This is a genomic window from Pseudomonas sp. AO-1 (genome assembly GCF_019775695.1).
Taxonomy (GTDB): domain Bacteria; phylum Pseudomonadota; class Gammaproteobacteria; order Pseudomonadales; family Pseudomonadaceae; genus Aquipseudomonas; species Aquipseudomonas parakoreensis.
In genome coordinates this window covers 1583867-1599610 of record NZ_CP079947.1, presented here as the reverse complement: position 1 = coordinate 1599610, position 15744 = coordinate 1583867, and the positions used below count along the sequence as shown (strand labels likewise).

Below are 15744 nucleotides of genomic sequence, written 5' to 3'. Positions count from 1 at the left end.
GATCATTGTGGGAGCTGGCTTGCCAGCGATTGGGGCGACTCGGTATCAAGTCAACTCGGCAACCGGCGGCTTGCCATAACGCTTCTGCGCATACGACGCGCCGACAATCATCACCAGCAGAATCCCTGCCAGCACCGCCGACGAGCCGATGGTGCCGAAGTCCAGGCCACCCTTTTCATGGGATTTGGTCATCAGGTCGCCCAAGGTCGCACCGAACGGCCGGGTCAGCACGAACGCCACCCAGAACAAGACCACGGTCGAAATCCTGGTGAAGTATTTGAGCGCAACCACCACGGCAATGGTCGAGCCGATCAGCAGCGCGCCACCGGCAAAACCCAGGCCCGAATCATCGGCCAGGTAGTCGCCGAGCGCGGTCCCCAGGGTGTTGGAAAACAGAATCGCCATCCAATAGAACATCTCGCCGCGGAAGGTTTGCACCTTGCTGACGTTCAGCGAATCGCCGCTCAGGCGCCAGGCCGCGAAGATCGCCAGAAGAATCGCAATCAGGATCATCGATCCGGTGGCGTAGCCCAGTTCAAGGGTGCGGTCCATGAAGTCGGACATGGTGGTGCCGGCGGTGCTGGTCGACAGAATCACGATCCAGTACAGCAGCGGCTTGTAGGTCTTGGCCATCAACTGGGTGATCAGGGTCAGCACGAACACGCTGATCAGGATCAGCGAGCTGAGGGCGTAACCGACGTTGAGGGTCATCGACAGCAAATCCCCCGCGGTTTCCCCCAGGGTCGTCGCGCAGATTTTCATGACCCAGAACGCCAGGGTGATTTGAGGCAGTTTATTCATCGCAAGCAAAGCTCCAGTGTGAGACGGCCGGTTCTTGGTTTTCTGGCCGTGGGCAGACTGGCGTCGCGCCGGTGAAAAACCGGTCGGGAATGTATGAAAAATCTGTCACACAGCCCGAAGGAGGCCATTAATTAGCGGTTAATGCATCTCCCGCATCCTGCACCTACCTGATCGATGACCTGCGCGGCGCTCGCTCTAACGACGAAAGCGAATTGAATGCGTCGCCCTTAATATCAAGTTAATCGATTGTTTTTAGCATTTATTTGCGCTTTTTAATCAATTTAGTTGGCGTAGCATTAGATCCAAGCAAGACACATCGCCAACGCATCTGGAGTAACTGACATGAAAACCAAACTGATCCTCGCCCTGACCCTGTCCGTATTGGCCGCCAACACTTTCGCTGCCGATGGTTCGGACAAAACCAAATCGGCCGACTTCATCTCCGGCGCCAGCGCCGCCATCGAAACCAGCCACTCGGGCACCTACGCCGCTGACGGTTTCGATAAAACCAACATCGGCAAAACCGTGGCCGCCGATGGCTTCGATAAAACCGGTACTGCCAACGCCATCGCGGCTGACGGCTTTGATAAAACCGGAACTGCTGCAGCCATCAGCTGAATATCAGCAGCTCTTCCACAGCCCGGCTTCGGCCGGGCTTAGTCATTTCTGAAGCATTACAATTTCTGAAATCCATACAAATCCCCTGTAGGAGCTGCCGAAGGCTGCGATCTTTTGATTTTGTTTTTAAGATCAAGATCAAAAGATCGCAGCCTTCGGCAGCTCCTACAGTGGGATCAGCGTTCGACTGGAAATACGCGGTGCGCTCTTACACTATGGCGTCTTTCAGATTGCCCTTTTGAGGAACCCCATCCATGTCCGATGACATCCACTTCTACGAACCGGCCCACGGCCACGGCCTGCCCCACGATCCGTTCAACGCCATCGTCGGCCCGCGCCCCATCGGCTGGATTTCCTCGCAGGATGCCAATGGGCAGTTGAACCTGGCGCCTTACAGCTTCTTCAACGCGTTCAACTACATTCCGCCGATCATTGGTTTTTCCAGCGTCGGGCGCAAAGACAGCCTGAACAACATCGAGCAGACCGGCGAATTCGCCTGGAACCTCGCCACCCGCCCGCTGGCCGAGCAGATGAACCAGAGCTGCGCGATGGTCGCGCCGCAGGTCAACGAGTTTGAACTAGCCGGACTGACGCCCGTAGCGTCGAAGGTGATTGCCGTGCCACGGGTCGCCGAAAGCCCGGTGTCCTTCGAGTGCAAGGTCACGCAGATCATTCAGCTGCAGCGCGCCGATGGCGAAACCGTGCCGAGCTGGCTGATTCTCGGCGAAGTGGTTGCCGTGCATATCGCCAAGTGGCTGTTGAAGGACGGGATTTACGACACCGCCGCGGCAGAACCGATTCTGCGCGGCGGCGGGCCGGCGGATTATTTCCAGTTGGGGCCTGAAGCCCTGTTCAAGATGTGGCGCCCGGGGCGGTCAAATAACTACCAGATCAACTCGGCGTCATCAGTGACACCCTTGAGGCGATCCAGCTCATTGATGGCAGCCTCATCGGCAGCGATGGCGCCGGGGAAAACCTGATCACCCAGCAGTTTGTGGAAGCGTGGCGCACCGCCATCGACCAGGGCCTTGACCGCGATTGCCGCGTGATAACCCTTGTTGCCGCCCAACTCGACGGGGACGACTGCGGAGACTGCTTCGAAGTGTTCAAACTCTTTACGTGCCATGGCACACATCCTGGCTCAGACCAATAAGCCGGACATTAAACCCTCAACCGGCGAGTTTGTGTATCGGTGCCGGGCATTGTCCCAGCGCCTGCACCGCTGACACCTCTTTGAAGGTGTGGAAATCCAGGCTGTTGACCACCAGGTCCTGGACCAGCTCGGCAAAGATCTGCATCGACGGGCTGTTGAAATACGCAGTCATTGCCTGTTGATGGCTCCAGAAACCGGAGACCAGCCACAGTTCCGGATCGCATTGCGAATGCTGCAAGGCGAAGTTCAGGCAACCGGGGGCGTTGCGTGACGGTTCGATCAAGGCACTGAGGCGTACACCCAGTTCGGCGGAGCGTCCGGCGCGCGCTCGAACGAAGGCCATATGACTGACGGGAATCTGCTTGGACATGTTCAACCCTCCCAGGGAGTCGCGTGGCAGCCGGGGGACGGGCTGCGACAGGATCCAAGGTTAAGGGCCGCGCGCAAGGTGCCGTTAGTCGATTCCTGCCGCTGCGTTGCACAATCCTGCGAGACTGCACAAATGCCCTGCGTCGACGGGAAGAAACCTGTCACACCGCTGTCACAACGCTTTTGTGTAGGAGCTGCCGAAGGCTGCGATCTTTTGACTTTTGTTTTTAAAATCAAAAGATCGCAGCCTTCGGCAGCTCCTACAGGGGTCTTCGACCCAAGGGGTAAGGTGGCGGTCGCGGGCTGATGGCCGGCACGCAAAAGCAGCCCATGCAGAATCAGGCAAGCATTTGACAGGATGTGTCTACCGCTGACGCTTGCACAAACATATGCTCTGCCCCATTCCAGATTCCTTGCCGAGGATGCCGTGCATGACGTCATTCGATCGTTTCCAGTCTCCGCCCGATGCCGACATGGAAAAACAGCGCGCAGAACTCGCGGCGATCATCCGCCGCAACACCACGGACGACGGCAGTTACCAGACCGCCATCGGCTCACTGTTCATGTCGCGCCACACAAAATCCCATGACTTCGCCCCGGTGCTCGCGCAACCGGCGCTGTGCATCATGGCTCAGGGCCGCAAAGAGGTGCGCCTGGCCGATGAGTTCTTCAATTACGACCCGCTGAATTACCTGGTGGTCTCGGTCTCCATGCCGCTCAGCGGACGGGTGGTGAATGTCTCGCCGGAGGATCCGATTCTCGCCGTGCGCCTGGACATCGACCCGGCGGAAATCACCGCACTGATCGCCGACGCCGGCCCCATGGGCGTGCCGACCCGACCGACCGGGCGTGGCCTGTATGTGGAAAAGATCGACAGCGCGATGCTCGACGCGGTGTTGCGTCTGGCGCGACTGCTGGATGCGCCGAAAGACATTGCCATGCTCGCGCCACTGATTCGCCGGGAGATTCTTTATCGCCTGCTGCGCAGTCCGCAGGGCCATCGCCTGTATGAAATCGCGATTGCCAACAGTCAGAGCCATCGCATCAGCCAGGCGATCAAATGGCTCAACGGCAACTTCGAACAACCGCTGCGCATTGATGATCTGGCGAAAGAAGTGAACCTCAGCGTCTCGACCTTGCATCACCGTTTCAAAGCGATGACGGCGATGAGTCCGCTGCAGTATCAGAAGCAATTGCGCCTGCAGGAAGCGCGGCGCCTGATGCTGGCCGAAGGGCTGGAAGCGTCGGCGGCGGGCTATCGCGTGGGCTATGAAAGCCCGTCGCAGTTCAGCCGCGAGTACAGCCGCTTGTTTGGTGCGCCGCCGTTAAGGGATCTGGCGCGGTTGCGGCAGTCGGTCTGATCAAGGTGTTGTGTTGTATCGGCTGACGCCATCGCTGGCAAGCCAGCGATGGGGCCAGTCAAGACAACCTCAATCCAGAATCAGGCACCGAGTACCCGACACGCCTCGCTCGGCAACGTCACCGACACCGGATGCCCGATCCCCAAACCGATCCCCTGACACGGCGTGCTCAACGCGGTGAACGTCACCCCGGAACACTCCACCGTGGTCTCGATGGTCGCGCCAATATCACGCACAAACGTCACCTTGCCGAGCAAGCGATTGCCCGCCGTGGCTTGTGGCGCGGACAGTTGCAGGTCTTCCGGACGAATCAGCATCTTCACCTTCTGCCCCGCCTCGATGCTGCTGCAGATCGGCACTTGCAGTGCATCACCGCCCGGCAAACTGACCTTGCCGTCACCCAGCGCCGTGGCCGGAAAGATGTTGCCCGAACCGATGAAGTCGGCGACGAACTCGTTGGCCGGATGCCGATAGATTTCGATCGGCGTGCCCACCTGCTGCACCTTGTGCTCGCCGAGCACCACGACGATGTCGGCCATGGTCATGGCTTCGCGCTGATCATGGGTGACCATGATCGTGGTGATGTTCAAGCGCTGCTGCAACTGGCGGATTTCCACCTGCATCGACTCGCGCAACTTGGCGTCCAGCGCCGACAGCGGTTCGTCGAGCAGGAGGATTTTCGGCCGCGAGGCGATGGCCCGGGCAATCGCCACCCGCTGTCGTTGCCCGCCGGAGAGTTTCGCCACGGGCCGGTCGATCATCGCTTGCAACTGGATCAGCTCCAGCAACTCCACCACCCGCGTCTGCTGCTCGGCCTTGCTCACGCCGCGCAGTTTTAGCGGGTAGGCGATGTTCTCGCCAACGGTCATGTGCGGGAACAGCGCCAGCGACTGGAACACCATGCCGAAGTTGCGCAGGTGCGCCGGGGTGTGACCGATGTCCTCGCCGTCGAGGCGAATCTCACCGCCGGTGAGGGTTTCCAGCCCGGCGATCATCCGCAGCAAGGTGGTTTTGCCACAGCCCGAGGGTCCGAGGAAACACACCAGTTTGCCCTCGGGCAAATGCAGGTTGACGTCTTGTACCGCACAAGCCGAGCCGTAGAATTTCTCGACGTTTTCCAGAATCAGACCAGTCATGTTGCACCTCAAATCAAAAGGAAACGCCGCCCTCGCCCACCAGCTTCTCCAGCGCCCAGATCAGGACGAAGTCGATCAGCACGATCAGCACGGCAAACGAGAACACGGTAGGGTCGAGCGATGACACGGTGCGGCTGTACATCCAGATCGGCACGGTCATGACGTCGATGGTGTAGAGGAAATAGGTCACGGTGAATTCGTTGAACGAAACGATGAACGCCAGCAGCATCCCCGCCAGAATCCCCGACTTCATCAACGGCACCACCACATCGACAATCGCCCGCAGCGGTGAGGCGCCGAGCATCCGCGCCGCCTCTTCGACTTCGTTGCCGATGGAGAGCATCGCGGCGGTGCAGTTTTTCACCACGAACGGCAGCGCCAGAATCACGTGGGCAATCACTAGCCGCGAAGTGGTCAGGTGGAACGGCAGGCTGTCGAACACCAGCAGCAAGGCCAGGCCCAACACCACCATCGGAAACACCAGCGGCAACGACATCAGTTGCAGCGCCACGGCTTTGCCACGGAACTCGCAGCGGGTCAGCGCATAGGCGGCGGGCACCGCGATCAGCGTGGCGAAGACCATGGTCAGGCACGACACCAGCAGACTGGTGGCCATGGCCTGACCGAGGCTCAACACATCGCTGGCGTCCGGCGAAACGAAGGTGTGCCAGGCCGCCTTGTACCATTGCAGGCTGTAGCTGCTCGGCGGGAAGTCGAGGTTCGAAGCACCGCTGAACGACATGACGATCATGGTCAGGATCGGCAACACCGCCAGCAGCAGAATGACCCCGGAGAGGATCCCGGCGAACTTGCCGGTGTCGCCGGGCAGCAGCGCCATGCGCTTCTTGGTCAGGGTACTCATTGCGAAGCCTCCAGCAGGCGCCGACGACGGCCAGTGATGTATTCAGACAAAGTCATGATCGCCAGCGTGGTGACGATCAGCACCACCCCGGCCGCCGATGCGGCGGGCCAGTTCATCAGCGGCGCGATCTGGTCATGCACCATCACCGCGAGCATCGGCACACGGCGACCGCCGAGCAGCAACGGCACGACAAAACTGCTGGCGTTGTAGGCGAACACCAGCGTCGCCCCAGTGATGATCCCCGGCAGACTCATCGGCAACACCACCTGACGGAACACCTGAAAACGACTGGCTCCCAAGGTAGCGGCGGCCTCTTCGTAGGTGCGCGCAACACCGCGCATTGCGCTGGCAATCGGCAGCACGGCCAATGGAAACGCGGTCTGCACCAAGCCCATGAGCACACCGTTCTGGTTGTACAGCAGCATGATCGGGCGCTTGATCAGGCCCAGGCCCATCAGCGTCTGGTTGAGCATTCCGCCCGGGCCGAGAATCACCAGCCAGCCGTAGCTTTGCAGCAGCAGGTTGACCAGCAGCGGCAACAACACCGCCGCGAGAAAGATCCGCCGCACGAACGGCGAGGTCAGCCGCGACATGGTGTACGCCACCGGGATCGCCAGCAGCACCGCGATCACCGCACTGATCAGCGCCAGACGCAGGGTCAGCAGCAGGGATTTGAGGTAATAGGGTTCGAGTAGTTGCGCGTAGCTGGCGAGGCTGAACCCGCTCCATTCCGCGCCTTTAGTGCCGACGCTCATGCGCAGCACCAGCAGGCTGGCGGCGATCAGCACACCGAGAAACAGCATCGACGGCGTGAGGAAAAACCACGCCCGGGCGGTCGGCGAAATACCGCGCGCCGGACGCACGTCAGCGGTGCCGACCGGTTGGGTCAGGGATTGATGTTCCATAGCAATGATCTCGTCAATGGAAAGCGAAGCTGCCAAACACCTCTGTCTCCTGTGGGAGTCATTTTTTGTGGTGAGGGGATTTATCCCCGACCGGCTGCGAAGCAGTCGCAAAACCATCGTACTCGGTACATTTGATGCACCGTATTTGCTGATCTTGGGGCAGCTGCGCTGCCCATCGGGGGATAAATCCCCTCACCACAGGGCTCGCTCCCACAGGGGGGCCGTGGTGTTCGGGAGGCCGGCGTCAGGAAGAAAAGATTTCCGTATAACGACGAATCCATTGGTCATGCACGGTCGCCAGGAAGGCGTTGTCGTGCATGATCGCCTTCTCGGCAATCTGCTCCGGAGTGAGGATGTACGGGCTCTTGCGCGCTTCGGCGGAGATGATCGCCTTGGCGTTGACCGGGCCGTTGAAGATGTCTTCGGCCATCTTGCCCTGCACCAGCGGGTCGAGAGAGTGGTCGATGAAGGCGTAGGCCAGGTCGGTGTCGCCCGGACGGTTCTTCGGCATCACCGAGAGCATCAGGTCGGTGTAGAAACCTTCCTTCATGCCAAACGTGGCACCGAGGCCATAGTTCGGATCGCGGATCTGCTTGGGGAAGAATGCCGGGGCGTACAAGCCGCCCATGTCCAGGGAACCGGTGCGGAACAGCTCGGCGATCTGGTTCGGGTTCTCGCCGAGGGTGACCACGCGATCCTTGAGCTCGGCGAGTTTCTTGAAGCCCGGCTCGATGTTGTGTTCATCACCGCCGGCGAGTTTCGCGGCGATGATGATCAGGTCCATGGCCTCGGTCCAGTTCGGCGGCGGCAGGAAAATGTTCGGCGCCAGATCGGCATCCCACAGCGCGGCGTAACTGTCCGGAGCCTGTTTGAGGGTGCGGGTGCTGTAGACCAGACTGTTGCACCACAGCAGGTAACCGATGCCATGCCCGTTGGCGCCGGTGCGGTATTTTTCCGGTACGTCGATCAGGTTGGGAATACGGTTGAGGTCGGGTTTTTCCAGCAGCCCGGCGGCGGCCAGACCTTCAGCGCCGACCCCGGCCAGGGTGATGATGTCGTACTGCGGACGGTCACCGCCGGCCTTGAGTTTGGCGACCATTTCCGAGGTGCTGCCAGTGCGGTCGGCGATGACCTTGGCGCCGGTCTTGGCCTCGAACGTGGCGGCGATGTTGCGCAGTGCGGCGAGGCCGGTGTCATCCGACCAGGTCAGCAAACGCAGGGTCTTGCCGGCAAACCGCGTGTCGCTGGCGCTGGCCCGGATGAAGGGCATGCTCAGGGCCGCCGCTGCTACCGAGGCGACGCCGACGGTTTTAATGAATTGACGCCTGTTCAGATCATGCTCGCCCATGAAGGACTCCCTTTGTTCTTTTAAGTATGAGGTTGGTCGCAACCGTTGCATCCGCGCGGCCGGATCCGCTGCAGGCCTTGTATTCAAAGGCCTGCAGCGCAGCCGACGGGTTCATCCTGAGGTCGTGCAATACACCTGACTATCGATAAAAACTCATCGAAGCCATGACACCGACGCATGCCTCGTTGCGAGGCATGCGCTCACCTTTTTCGGGCGTTCAGAGCGCCCGGATCACGTGTTTGATTTCCTGAAACGCAGCCAGGCCCCACGGCCCCAATTCACGGCCGATGCTGCTCTGCTTGTAGCCGCCCCACGCCGTCTGCGGGAAGATCACTTGCGGCGCGTTGAGCCATACAAGCCCCGCCTGCAGGGCGTTGGCGACGCGGTCGGCAGTCTCGGCGTTACGCGTCACCACACTGGCGACCAGCCCGAACTGGCTGTTGTTGGCCAAGGCAATCGCCTCGGCTTCGCTGCTGAAACTGCGCACACAGAGCACCGGGCCAAAAATCTCTTCACACCACAACGCACTGTCGAGGGGCACGTCGGTGAACACCGTCGGCTGCAAAAAATAGCCGCGCGGCAGATGCGCCGGACGATTGCCGCCGCACACCAGCTTCGCTCCGGCACTCAAACCGCGATCGATATGGCCGAGCACGCGCTGGTATTGCGCCTGATTGACCAGCGCGCCCATCTCCACGTCCGGGTCGAAAGGATCGGCCACGCGAATCGCTTGCGCGCGCTTTTGCAGACGCTCAAGAAATTCATCGGCCAGCTCATCGGCGACCAGCACGCGACTGGTGGCTGAGCACATCTGCCCGGCATTGAAGAAACCGCCGCCGCAAGCCAGTTCCACGGCCAGTTCCAGATCGGCGTCTTCGAGCACCAGCAGCGAAGATTTGCCACCCAGCTCCAGGCTCACGCCCTTCACGGTTTCGGCGGCACGCTGCATCACTTGCACGCCGACAGCGTTGCTGCCGGTGAAGGAAACTTTCGCGATGCGCGGATCCGCCGACAGCGGTGCCCCCACCGCCAGACCGGTGCCGCAGACCAGGTTGAACACGCCGTCGGGCAGACCGGATTCAGCGATGATCGCCGCCAGTTCCAGCTCCGGCAGCGGCGTGACTTCCGACGGTTTGAGCACCACACAGCAACCGGCGGCCAAGGCCGGTGCGAGCTTCCACGCAGTGGTGACCATCGGAAAATTCCACGGCACGATCAGCCCGACCACACCGCACGGTTCACGGCGCAGACGCGCACTGAAATCGTCGCTGGGCAGCGCCACGTTGCTGTCGAGTTGTGCGTCGAGGCCTTCGGCCAAACCGGCGTAATACTCGAAGGTGGCGATCACATCATCGACGTCGATGGCCGCTTCGAACTGTGGCTTGCCGTTGTTGCTCGACTGCAACTTCATCAAGTGGTCACGCCCGTTGCGCACACCGTTGGCAATGTTGCGCAGGATCGCGCCGCGTTCGGCACCGCTGGTTTTCGACCAGTTCTTGAACGCTGCAGTGGCCGCGCTGACGGCCAGATCAACCGCGCGTTCATCGCCGCCATTGACCGTGGTCAGCAGTGCTTCGGTGGCCGGGTTGATCACCCGCAGGTGCTCACGCCCGGCGGACCATTGACCGTTGATGTACAGGCCGTCGAGGGTGGTTGGGAAGTTGATCATTGGGTCACCGCCTGCATCCACTGGGTCTGGTCGATTTCGATCAGGGTCGGGCCCTGACGATCGGTGGCGGCACGCAGCGCGCCACGCAATTGCTCAACCGAGCTGATCGCTTCAGCGGCGCAGCCTAGGGCCTTGGCGACGCCGATGAAATCCGGGGTGTAGATGTCGACGCCGACCGGCTCGATGGCGCGGTTGACCATGTACTTCTTGATCTCTTCGTAACCCTGGTTATTCCACAGCAGCACGATAACTGGCGTGCGCGCTTCAACTGCGCTGGCCAGTTCCGGCAGGGTGAACTGCAAGCCGCCGTCGCCGATCAGGCACACCACCGGCGGACGAGCGCCGCCCTCGACGCTGCCGCCAAGCCACGCGCCAATCGCCGCCGGCAAGGCGTAACCGAGGGTGCCGTAACCGGTGGACGAGTTGAACCAGCGCCGTGGTCGCTGCGGGTTGAAGGTGAGGTTGCCGGTGTACACCGGTTGCGTGGAGTCGCCGACAAACACCGCGTCCGGCAACTCGTGCAGCACGGTTTCCAGAAAACGGGTCTGGGCCAGTGTTGGTGCATCCCAGGTCGCGGCCAGCTCATCGCGCAGACGCGCTGCCCGCACCTGGCCCCAATCGTTGCACCGCTCGGCCAGCGCCTGCTGCGACAGCGCACCGAGCAGCGCTTGCGCAGCGTTGCGCGAGTCGGCGACCAAGGCCACGTGCGGCGGATAGTTGCGCACGGTCTGATCGGCGTCGATGTCGATGCGCAGCAACTTGCCGGGAATCTCGAAGCCGCCGGCGAAGGTCACGTCGTAATCGGTTTCCGCCAGTTCGGTACCGATCGCCAGCACCACGTCGGCATCGGCCACCAGCGCGCGGGTCGCGACTAGGCTTTGTGTCGAGCCGATCAGCAGCGGATGGCTGGTCGGCAACATGCCTTTGGCGTTGATGGTCAGCGCCACCGGGGCGTCGAGCAACTCGGCCAGTTCGGTGAGTTCGGCGGCGGCATCGATGGCCCCGCCACCGGCGAGAATCAGCGGACGCTGAGCGCTGGCCAGCAGTTCGCTCATGCGCCGTACGGCAGCCGGTGCAGCCCCGGCGCGGTCGATATTGACCGGGACGCTGGCGAGCAGTTCGTCGGCCTCTTCCACCAGCACGTCCAGCGGAATCTCGATGTGCACCGGACGCGGACGCCCGGCCTGGAACAGCGCGAAGGCACGGGCCAGCACGCCGGGCAATTCCGCCGCCGACATAAGGGTGTGGGAGAACGCCGCGACGCCAGCGACCAGCGCGCTCTGGTTCGGCAACTCGTGGAGCTTGCCGCGACCGCCGCCCAACTGGCTGCGGGTCTGCACGCTGGAGATCACCAGCATCGGGATCGAGTCGGCGTAAGCCTGGCCCATCGCTGTGGTGATGTTGGTCATGCCCGGACCGGTGATGATGAAGCACACCCCCGGTTTGCCGCTGGTGCGCGCGTAGCCGTCGGCCATGAAACCGGCGCCCTGTTCATGTCGTGGGGTGACATGGTTGATGCTCGAACGGGCCAGCCCGCGATACAGCTCCACGGTGTGCACCCCGGGAATGCCGAACACCTGCTCGACCCCGTAATCCTCGAGTAACTTGACCAGTACTTCGCCACACGTCGCCATGTCGATTGCCCTTCTTGTTGTTCAATACGCCGTGCCAGTGTGGGAGCGAGCTTGCTCGCGAAAGCGGTGTATCAGCCACATTGATGCTGAATGGAAAACCGTATTCGCGAGCAAGCTCGCTCCCACATCGATCCGGGTGGAATGAGCTCATTGAACGGGCGGCAGGTAGCGGCAACAATCGATTAAAAGTCATACTAGCCATGTCCTCACGTCATACCTTGGATCCACATGAAACGACTGCCTCCCCTGCCCGCCCTGCACACGTTTCTGATCACTGCGCAGTGCTGCAACTTCACCCGGGCGGCCGAGCAGTTGCACATCACCCAGGGCGCCGTGAGCCGGCAGATCGCCGGGCTGGAAGATCATCTGGGGTATGAGCTGTTCATCCGTCTGGCCCGAGGCCTGGAGCTGACCGCCGAAGGGCGCGAATGGCTGCCGCGGGTGGAAAAGATCTTCGGGTTGATCAGCGAGGCCACCGAGCAGATCGGGCGCAAGCGTCAGACCCTGCAACTCAAGGCGCCCAGCTGCGTGATGCGCTGGCTGGTGCCGCGCCTGTTGCAATGGCAAAAGGAACGCCCGGACGTACCGGTCAAACTGACCACCACACTGGCCCACGGGGTCGACTTTCAGCGCGAGCAGTTCGATGCGGCGGTGATCTACGGCACGCCGCCGGACAACTCATCGACCGCGCTGCATCTGTTTGATGAACAACTGACGCCGGTCTGTTCGCCTGCGTTATTGAAAGGCCCACCGGTGCTGTGCGAACCGGCCGATCTGCAACAGCATCTGCTATTGCATCCGACCCGCGATACGCAGGATTGGACAGTGTGGCTGACGGCGGCCGAATTGCAGTTGAACAACGTCAACACGGGACAGCATTTCGAGACGCTGGATCAGGCGATGTCGATGGCGTCCCACGGGACGGGTGTGGCGATTGGCGACTGGTCGTTGATCGGCGACGACCTGCGCGCCGGGCGGCTGGTGATGCCGTTTGAGCTGAAGGTGAAAACGGGGCTGGGTTACTACGTGGTGATGCCGCAGGGTGCAGGGGCGTCGCCGCAGCTGGAAGAACTGATGATCTGGCTGGTGGAACAAGCCCATACCCGCTGAAACACCATTCCCCTGTAGGAGCTGCCGCAGGCTGCGATCTTTTGACTTTTATTTTAAAAAACAAGATCAAAAGATCGCAGCCTGCGGCAGCTCCTACAGGGGGCGTTTGCAGGTCAGTAGCCGACGGTGAACCGCTGACGCGAATGCTTCGGCGTTTCCACTTCGTCAATCAACGCAATCGCGTAGTCGGCGAAGGTGATCCAGCTGCGACCTTCGGCACTCACCAGCAAGTGATCCTTGCCGACGCGGAAGCTGCCGGTGCGCTCACCTTCGACAAACTCGGCCGATGGCGAGAGGAAGGTCCAGTCCAGTTCCTTCTCCTGACGCAAGGCATCGAGAAACGCTGCCCCGGCGCTGGCCTCGGCTTTGTACTCGGCCGGGAAACCGGCGCTGTCGATCACTCGGGTGTCATCCGGCAGCAGCAGCGAACCGGCACCACCGACCACCAGCAGACGTTGCACGCCCGCCTGCTTCACCGGGCCAACCACGGCACTGGCCGGTACCGTGGCGAAATGCGCAGCGCTGATCACCACGTCGTGACCGGCGACGGCGGCTTGCAGCGCTGCCGAATCCAGCACATCGACATTCTTGCTGACCACACCGGCACGTGTGCCGATCTTCGAGGTGTCGCGGGCGATGGCGGTGACACTATGGCCACGACGCAGGGCTTCTTCCAGCAGTTGGCTACCGGCACGACCGGTGGCACCAATGATTGCGATCTTGCTCATGACATTCTCCAGTTGGCTTGAGAGTGCTGCGTTTTCAGAATCGGCTTACCACTGCATTTCGCCCTTGGCGACTTTGGCGCTCAGCTCCAGCGAGCTTTCTTCGCCGAGTGTCGGGTAGCGCTTTTGCATAGCCTTGATCAGTGCGGCGGAATCCTTGGCCTTGGCGGTTTCTTCGTCGAAAGCCTTAATGTAGTCGGCGGTGAATTTCACGCTGGCCAGCGAGCGGCTGCTCTCGCCCAGAAAGTGACCGGGCACCACGGTTTTCGGCTTCAGGGTTTCGATCGAGTGCAGGGTTTGCAGCCAGTCGGCGTGGGATTGCGCAGTCTGGGTATCAGCCATCCAGACATGAATGTTCTCTGCGACCACAACACCACCGACCACAGCCTTGAGCGACGGAATCCACACGAAGCTGCGATCCGGTTGTTTGCCTTCAAGGCCGACCACCTGCAACTTCTGCCCCTCGAGCATCAGGCTATCGCCCTGGAGCACGCCCGGCACGATGGTTTTGGCCGGTACGTCGGCGCCCATTTTCGGGCCCCAGAAGGCGAGTTTGCCGGCGACGGTTTTGTTGATGTGATCAACGGTCGGCTGCGACGCCAGGACCTTGGCGTCGGGGAAGGCCTGGGTCAGGGTGTCGAGGCCGAAGTAGTAATCCGGGTCACCGTGGCTGATGTAAATGGTGGTCAGGTGTTTGCCGCTGGCGCGGATCTTTTCCACCACCTGTTGGGCCTGGGCCTTGCCGAATTGCGCGTCGACCAGAATCGCGTCTTTCTCGCCGCTGACCAGCACCGAGGTCACCGGGAAGATCGCGTTGGTGCCCGGGTTGTAAACGTCCAGGGTCAGGTTGGCGGCAGCGGCATGGGCCGCAAAACCGAGGGTGGCGGTGGCCAGCAAAACGCGCTTGAGGGTGGTGAAGCCGATCATCTGTTGCTCCGTGATCCGAATGCCGTGTTTGGCGATGGACAGAGCTTAGTTGCCTGACTCGGTACAAAAAATGCGATGCTTGAACATAGTTTGTTTCTGAAAGCGGGCAAATCATGGATCGTCTTCAAGCAATGCGCGTGTTTGTCACGGTGGTTGATCTGGGCAGCCAGTCGGCAGCCGCCGATCATCTGGATCTGTCACGGCCGGTGGTGTCGCGCTATCTGGCGGAGCTGGAAGACTGGGTCGGCGCGCGTCTGATGCACCGCACTACGCGCAAGCTGAGCCTGACCGCCGCCGGCAGCGAAATCCTGCCGCGCTGCCGACAGATGCTCGAACTCTCAAGCGATATGCAGGCCGCTGTCAGCGAACCCCACGATGCGCCGCGCGGACTGCTGCGCATCAGTGTCAGCACCTCGTTTGGCCAGGCACAACTGGCCGATGCCATGGCGGCGTACGTCAAGCGCTACCCCGGGGTCAACATCGATCTGCAAATGCTCGACCGCACGGTGAACCTGGTGGATGAACGCATCGATTTGGCGATCCGCACCAGCAATGACCTGGACCCGAACCTGATCGCCCGGCGCCTGACGGTGTGCCGTTCGGTGGTCTGCGCCGCGCCCGCCTACTTGCGCGACAACCCGTCGCCGCAGCGGGTCGAGGACCTGAGCCGGCACAACTGTCTGACGCATTCGTATTTCGGCAAGAGCCTGTGGCATTTCGAAGAGGATGGCGAACCGGTGTCGGTGCCGGTGCAAGGCAACATCAGCGCCAACGAGGCCAGCACGTTGCTGCGCGCGACCCTGGCCGGTGCGGGCGTGGCGATGCTGCCGACCTATCAGGCCGGGGTGCATGTGCATGCCGGAGAACTGGTGCGCCTGCTGCCGAATGCCGAGCCACGGCAGATGAACATCTACGCGGTCTACGCCTCACGCAAGCACATGCCGGCGGCGCTGCGCAGCATGCTGGATTTTCTGGTGCAACGGTTTCCCGAGCATCCAGAGTGGGATGTGGGGTTGTAGAAAAGCAAAAGATCGCAGCCTGCGGCAGCTCCTACAGAGGAAATGCATTCCAAATGTAGGAGCTGCCGCAGGCTGCGATCTTTTGATCTTGTTCTATGCTGAAAGTA

Annotated in this window: 15 protein-coding genes and 1 pseudogene; 5 read left to right on the top strand and 11 right to left on the bottom strand. The window is 61.3% G+C overall.

The genetic code is table 11. The features are described 5' to 3' along the window. Positions 1–45: 45 nt before the first annotated feature. Positions 46–801, bottom strand: a complete 756-nt coding sequence (locus KVQ82_RS07415) for a membrane protein (protein ID WP_041068467.1) — start codon at positions 799–801, stop codon at positions 46–48. A 342-nt stretch (positions 802–1143) separates the two neighbouring features. Between KVQ82_RS07415 and KVQ82_RS07410 the strand changes: the two genes are divergently transcribed. After that, positions 1144–1419 (top strand): hypothetical protein, encoded by a 276-nt coding sequence (locus KVQ82_RS07410; RefSeq protein WP_086791830.1) that lies wholly within the window; start codon positions 1144–1146, stop codon positions 1417–1419. 254 nt (positions 1420–1673) lie between these two features. Beyond that, positions 1674–2291, top strand: a pseudogene (locus KVQ82_RS07405) (flavin reductase family protein); the annotation flags it as partial. A gap of 11 nt (positions 2292–2302) precedes the next feature. On the opposite strand, the gene KVQ82_RS07400 reads toward KVQ82_RS07405, so the two are convergent. Beyond that, positions 2303–2545, bottom strand: a complete 243-nt coding sequence (locus KVQ82_RS07400) for a hypothetical protein (protein WP_007965872.1) — start codon at positions 2543–2545, stop codon at positions 2303–2305. 43 nt (positions 2546–2588) lie between these two features. Next, a complete protein-coding gene (locus KVQ82_RS07395) occupies positions 2589–2942 on the bottom strand; it encodes an antibiotic biosynthesis monooxygenase family protein (RefSeq protein ID WP_222018531.1) in 354 nt (117 codons plus the stop codon). A 430-nt stretch (positions 2943–3372) separates the two neighbouring features. Here KVQ82_RS07395 and KVQ82_RS07390 point away from each other — a divergent pair, with 430 nt between their 5' ends. Continuing rightward, the gene (locus tag KVQ82_RS07390; protein ID WP_007965868.1) at positions 3373–4302 is read left to right on the top strand and encodes an AraC family transcriptional regulator; all 930 of its coding nucleotides are present in this window, start codon (positions 3373–3375) and stop codon (positions 4300–4302) included. A gap of 80 nt (positions 4303–4382) precedes the next feature. Here the strand turns inward: KVQ82_RS07390 and KVQ82_RS07385 are convergent, their stop codons facing one another. The 6 genes from KVQ82_RS07385 to KVQ82_RS07360 all read right to left on the bottom strand — a co-directional run bounded on the left by KVQ82_RS07385 (position 4383) and on the right by KVQ82_RS07360 (position 11856). Then, a complete protein-coding gene (locus KVQ82_RS07385) occupies positions 4383–5438 on the bottom strand; it encodes an ABC transporter ATP-binding protein (RefSeq protein ID WP_174376821.1) in 1056 nt (351 codons plus the stop codon). Positions 5439–5451: 13 nt separating this feature from the next. Beyond that, entirely contained in the window at positions 5452–6300 is an 849-nt protein-coding gene (locus KVQ82_RS07380) for an ABC transporter permease (protein WP_222018530.1), read from the bottom strand. After that, positions 6297–7205, bottom strand: coding sequence for an ABC transporter permease (locus tag KVQ82_RS07375; RefSeq protein WP_222018529.1), 909 nt, complete (start codon positions 7203–7205; stop codon positions 6297–6299). Before KVQ82_RS07375 ends, KVQ82_RS07380 begins: the two co-directional genes overlap by 4 nt. Positions 7206–7449: 244 nt before the next feature. Continuing rightward, entirely contained in the window at positions 7450–8553 is a 1104-nt protein-coding gene (locus KVQ82_RS07370; RefSeq protein WP_027612490.1) for an ABC transporter substrate-binding protein, read from the bottom strand. Between the two features lie 217 nt (positions 8554–8770). Then, positions 8771–10222 (bottom strand): aldehyde dehydrogenase family protein, encoded by a 1452-nt coding sequence (locus tag KVQ82_RS07365; protein WP_222018528.1) that lies wholly within the window; start codon positions 10220–10222, stop codon positions 8771–8773. After that, positions 10219–11856 (bottom strand): 5-guanidino-2-oxopentanoate decarboxylase, encoded by a 1638-nt coding sequence (locus KVQ82_RS07360; RefSeq protein ID WP_222018527.1) that lies wholly within the window; start codon positions 11854–11856, stop codon positions 10219–10221. Before KVQ82_RS07360 ends, KVQ82_RS07365 begins: the two co-directional genes overlap by 4 nt. Before the next feature lie 228 nt (positions 11857–12084). On the opposite strand from KVQ82_RS07360, the gene KVQ82_RS07355 reads away from it, so the two are divergent. Then, positions 12085–12966 carry a LysR substrate-binding domain-containing protein gene (locus tag KVQ82_RS07355; RefSeq protein WP_222018526.1) on the top strand — a complete coding sequence of 294 codons (882 nt, stop codon included), beginning with the start codon at positions 12085–12087 and terminating at the stop codon, positions 12964–12966. A 113-nt stretch (positions 12967–13079) separates the two neighbouring features. Here the strand turns inward: KVQ82_RS07355 and KVQ82_RS07350 are convergent, their stop codons facing one another. Further along, positions 13080–13694, bottom strand: a complete 615-nt coding sequence (locus KVQ82_RS07350) for an NAD(P)-dependent oxidoreductase (RefSeq protein ID WP_222018525.1) — start codon at positions 13692–13694, stop codon at positions 13080–13082. Between the two features lie 45 nt (positions 13695–13739). After that, on the bottom strand, positions 13740–14618 hold the full coding sequence (locus tag KVQ82_RS07345; protein WP_222018524.1) for an MBL fold metallo-hydrolase: 879 nt from the start codon (positions 14616–14618) through the stop codon (positions 13740–13742). A gap of 113 nt (positions 14619–14731) precedes the next feature. Here KVQ82_RS07345 and KVQ82_RS07340 point away from each other — a divergent pair, with 113 nt between their 5' ends. Then, entirely contained in the window at positions 14732–15637 is a 906-nt protein-coding gene (locus KVQ82_RS07340) for a LysR family transcriptional regulator (protein WP_222018523.1), read from the top strand. Positions 15638–15744: the final 107 nt, after the last annotated feature.

Coding starts and splice junctions, on each gene's coding strand:
- KVQ82_RS07415 (WP_041068467.1), bottom strand. CDS start 801: ATGAATAAACTGCCTCAAATCACCCTGGCGTTCTGGGTCATGAAAATC.
- KVQ82_RS07410 (WP_086791830.1), top strand. CDS start 1,144: ATGAAAACCAAACTGATCCTCGCCCTGACCCTGTCCGTATTGGCCGCC.
- KVQ82_RS07400 (WP_007965872.1), bottom strand. CDS start 2,545: ATGGCACGTAAAGAGTTTGAACACTTCGAAGCAGTCTCCGCAGTCGTC.
- KVQ82_RS07395 (WP_222018531.1), bottom strand. CDS start 2,942: ATGTCCAAGCAGATTCCCGTCAGTCATATGGCCTTCGTTCGAGCGCGC.
- KVQ82_RS07390 (WP_007965868.1), top strand. CDS start 3,373: ATGACGTCATTCGATCGTTTCCAGTCTCCGCCCGATGCCGACATGGAA.
- KVQ82_RS07385 (WP_174376821.1), bottom strand. CDS start 5,438: ATGACTGGTCTGATTCTGGAAAACGTCGAGAAATTCTACGGCTCGGCT.
- KVQ82_RS07380 (WP_222018530.1), bottom strand. CDS start 6,300: ATGAGTACCCTGACCAAGAAGCGCATGGCGCTGCTGCCCGGCGACACC.
- KVQ82_RS07375 (WP_222018529.1), bottom strand. CDS start 7,205: ATGGAACATCAATCCCTGACCCAACCGGTCGGCACCGCTGACGTGCGT.
- KVQ82_RS07370 (WP_027612490.1), bottom strand. CDS start 8,553: ATGGGCGAGCATGATCTGAACAGGCGTCAATTCATTAAAACCGTCGGC.
- KVQ82_RS07365 (WP_222018528.1), bottom strand. CDS start 10,222: ATGATCAACTTCCCAACCACCCTCGACGGCCTGTACATCAACGGTCAA.
- KVQ82_RS07360 (WP_222018527.1), bottom strand. CDS start 11,856: ATGGCGACGTGTGGCGAAGTACTGGTCAAGTTACTCGAGGATTACGGG.
- KVQ82_RS07355 (WP_222018526.1), top strand. CDS start 12,085: ATGAAACGACTGCCTCCCCTGCCCGCCCTGCACACGTTTCTGATCACT.
- KVQ82_RS07350 (WP_222018525.1), bottom strand. CDS start 13,694: ATGAGCAAGATCGCAATCATTGGTGCCACCGGTCGTGCCGGTAGCCAA.
- KVQ82_RS07345 (WP_222018524.1), bottom strand. CDS start 14,618: ATGATCGGCTTCACCACCCTCAAGCGCGTTTTGCTGGCCACCGCCACC.
- KVQ82_RS07340 (WP_222018523.1), top strand. CDS start 14,732: ATGGATCGTCTTCAAGCAATGCGCGTGTTTGTCACGGTGGTTGATCTG.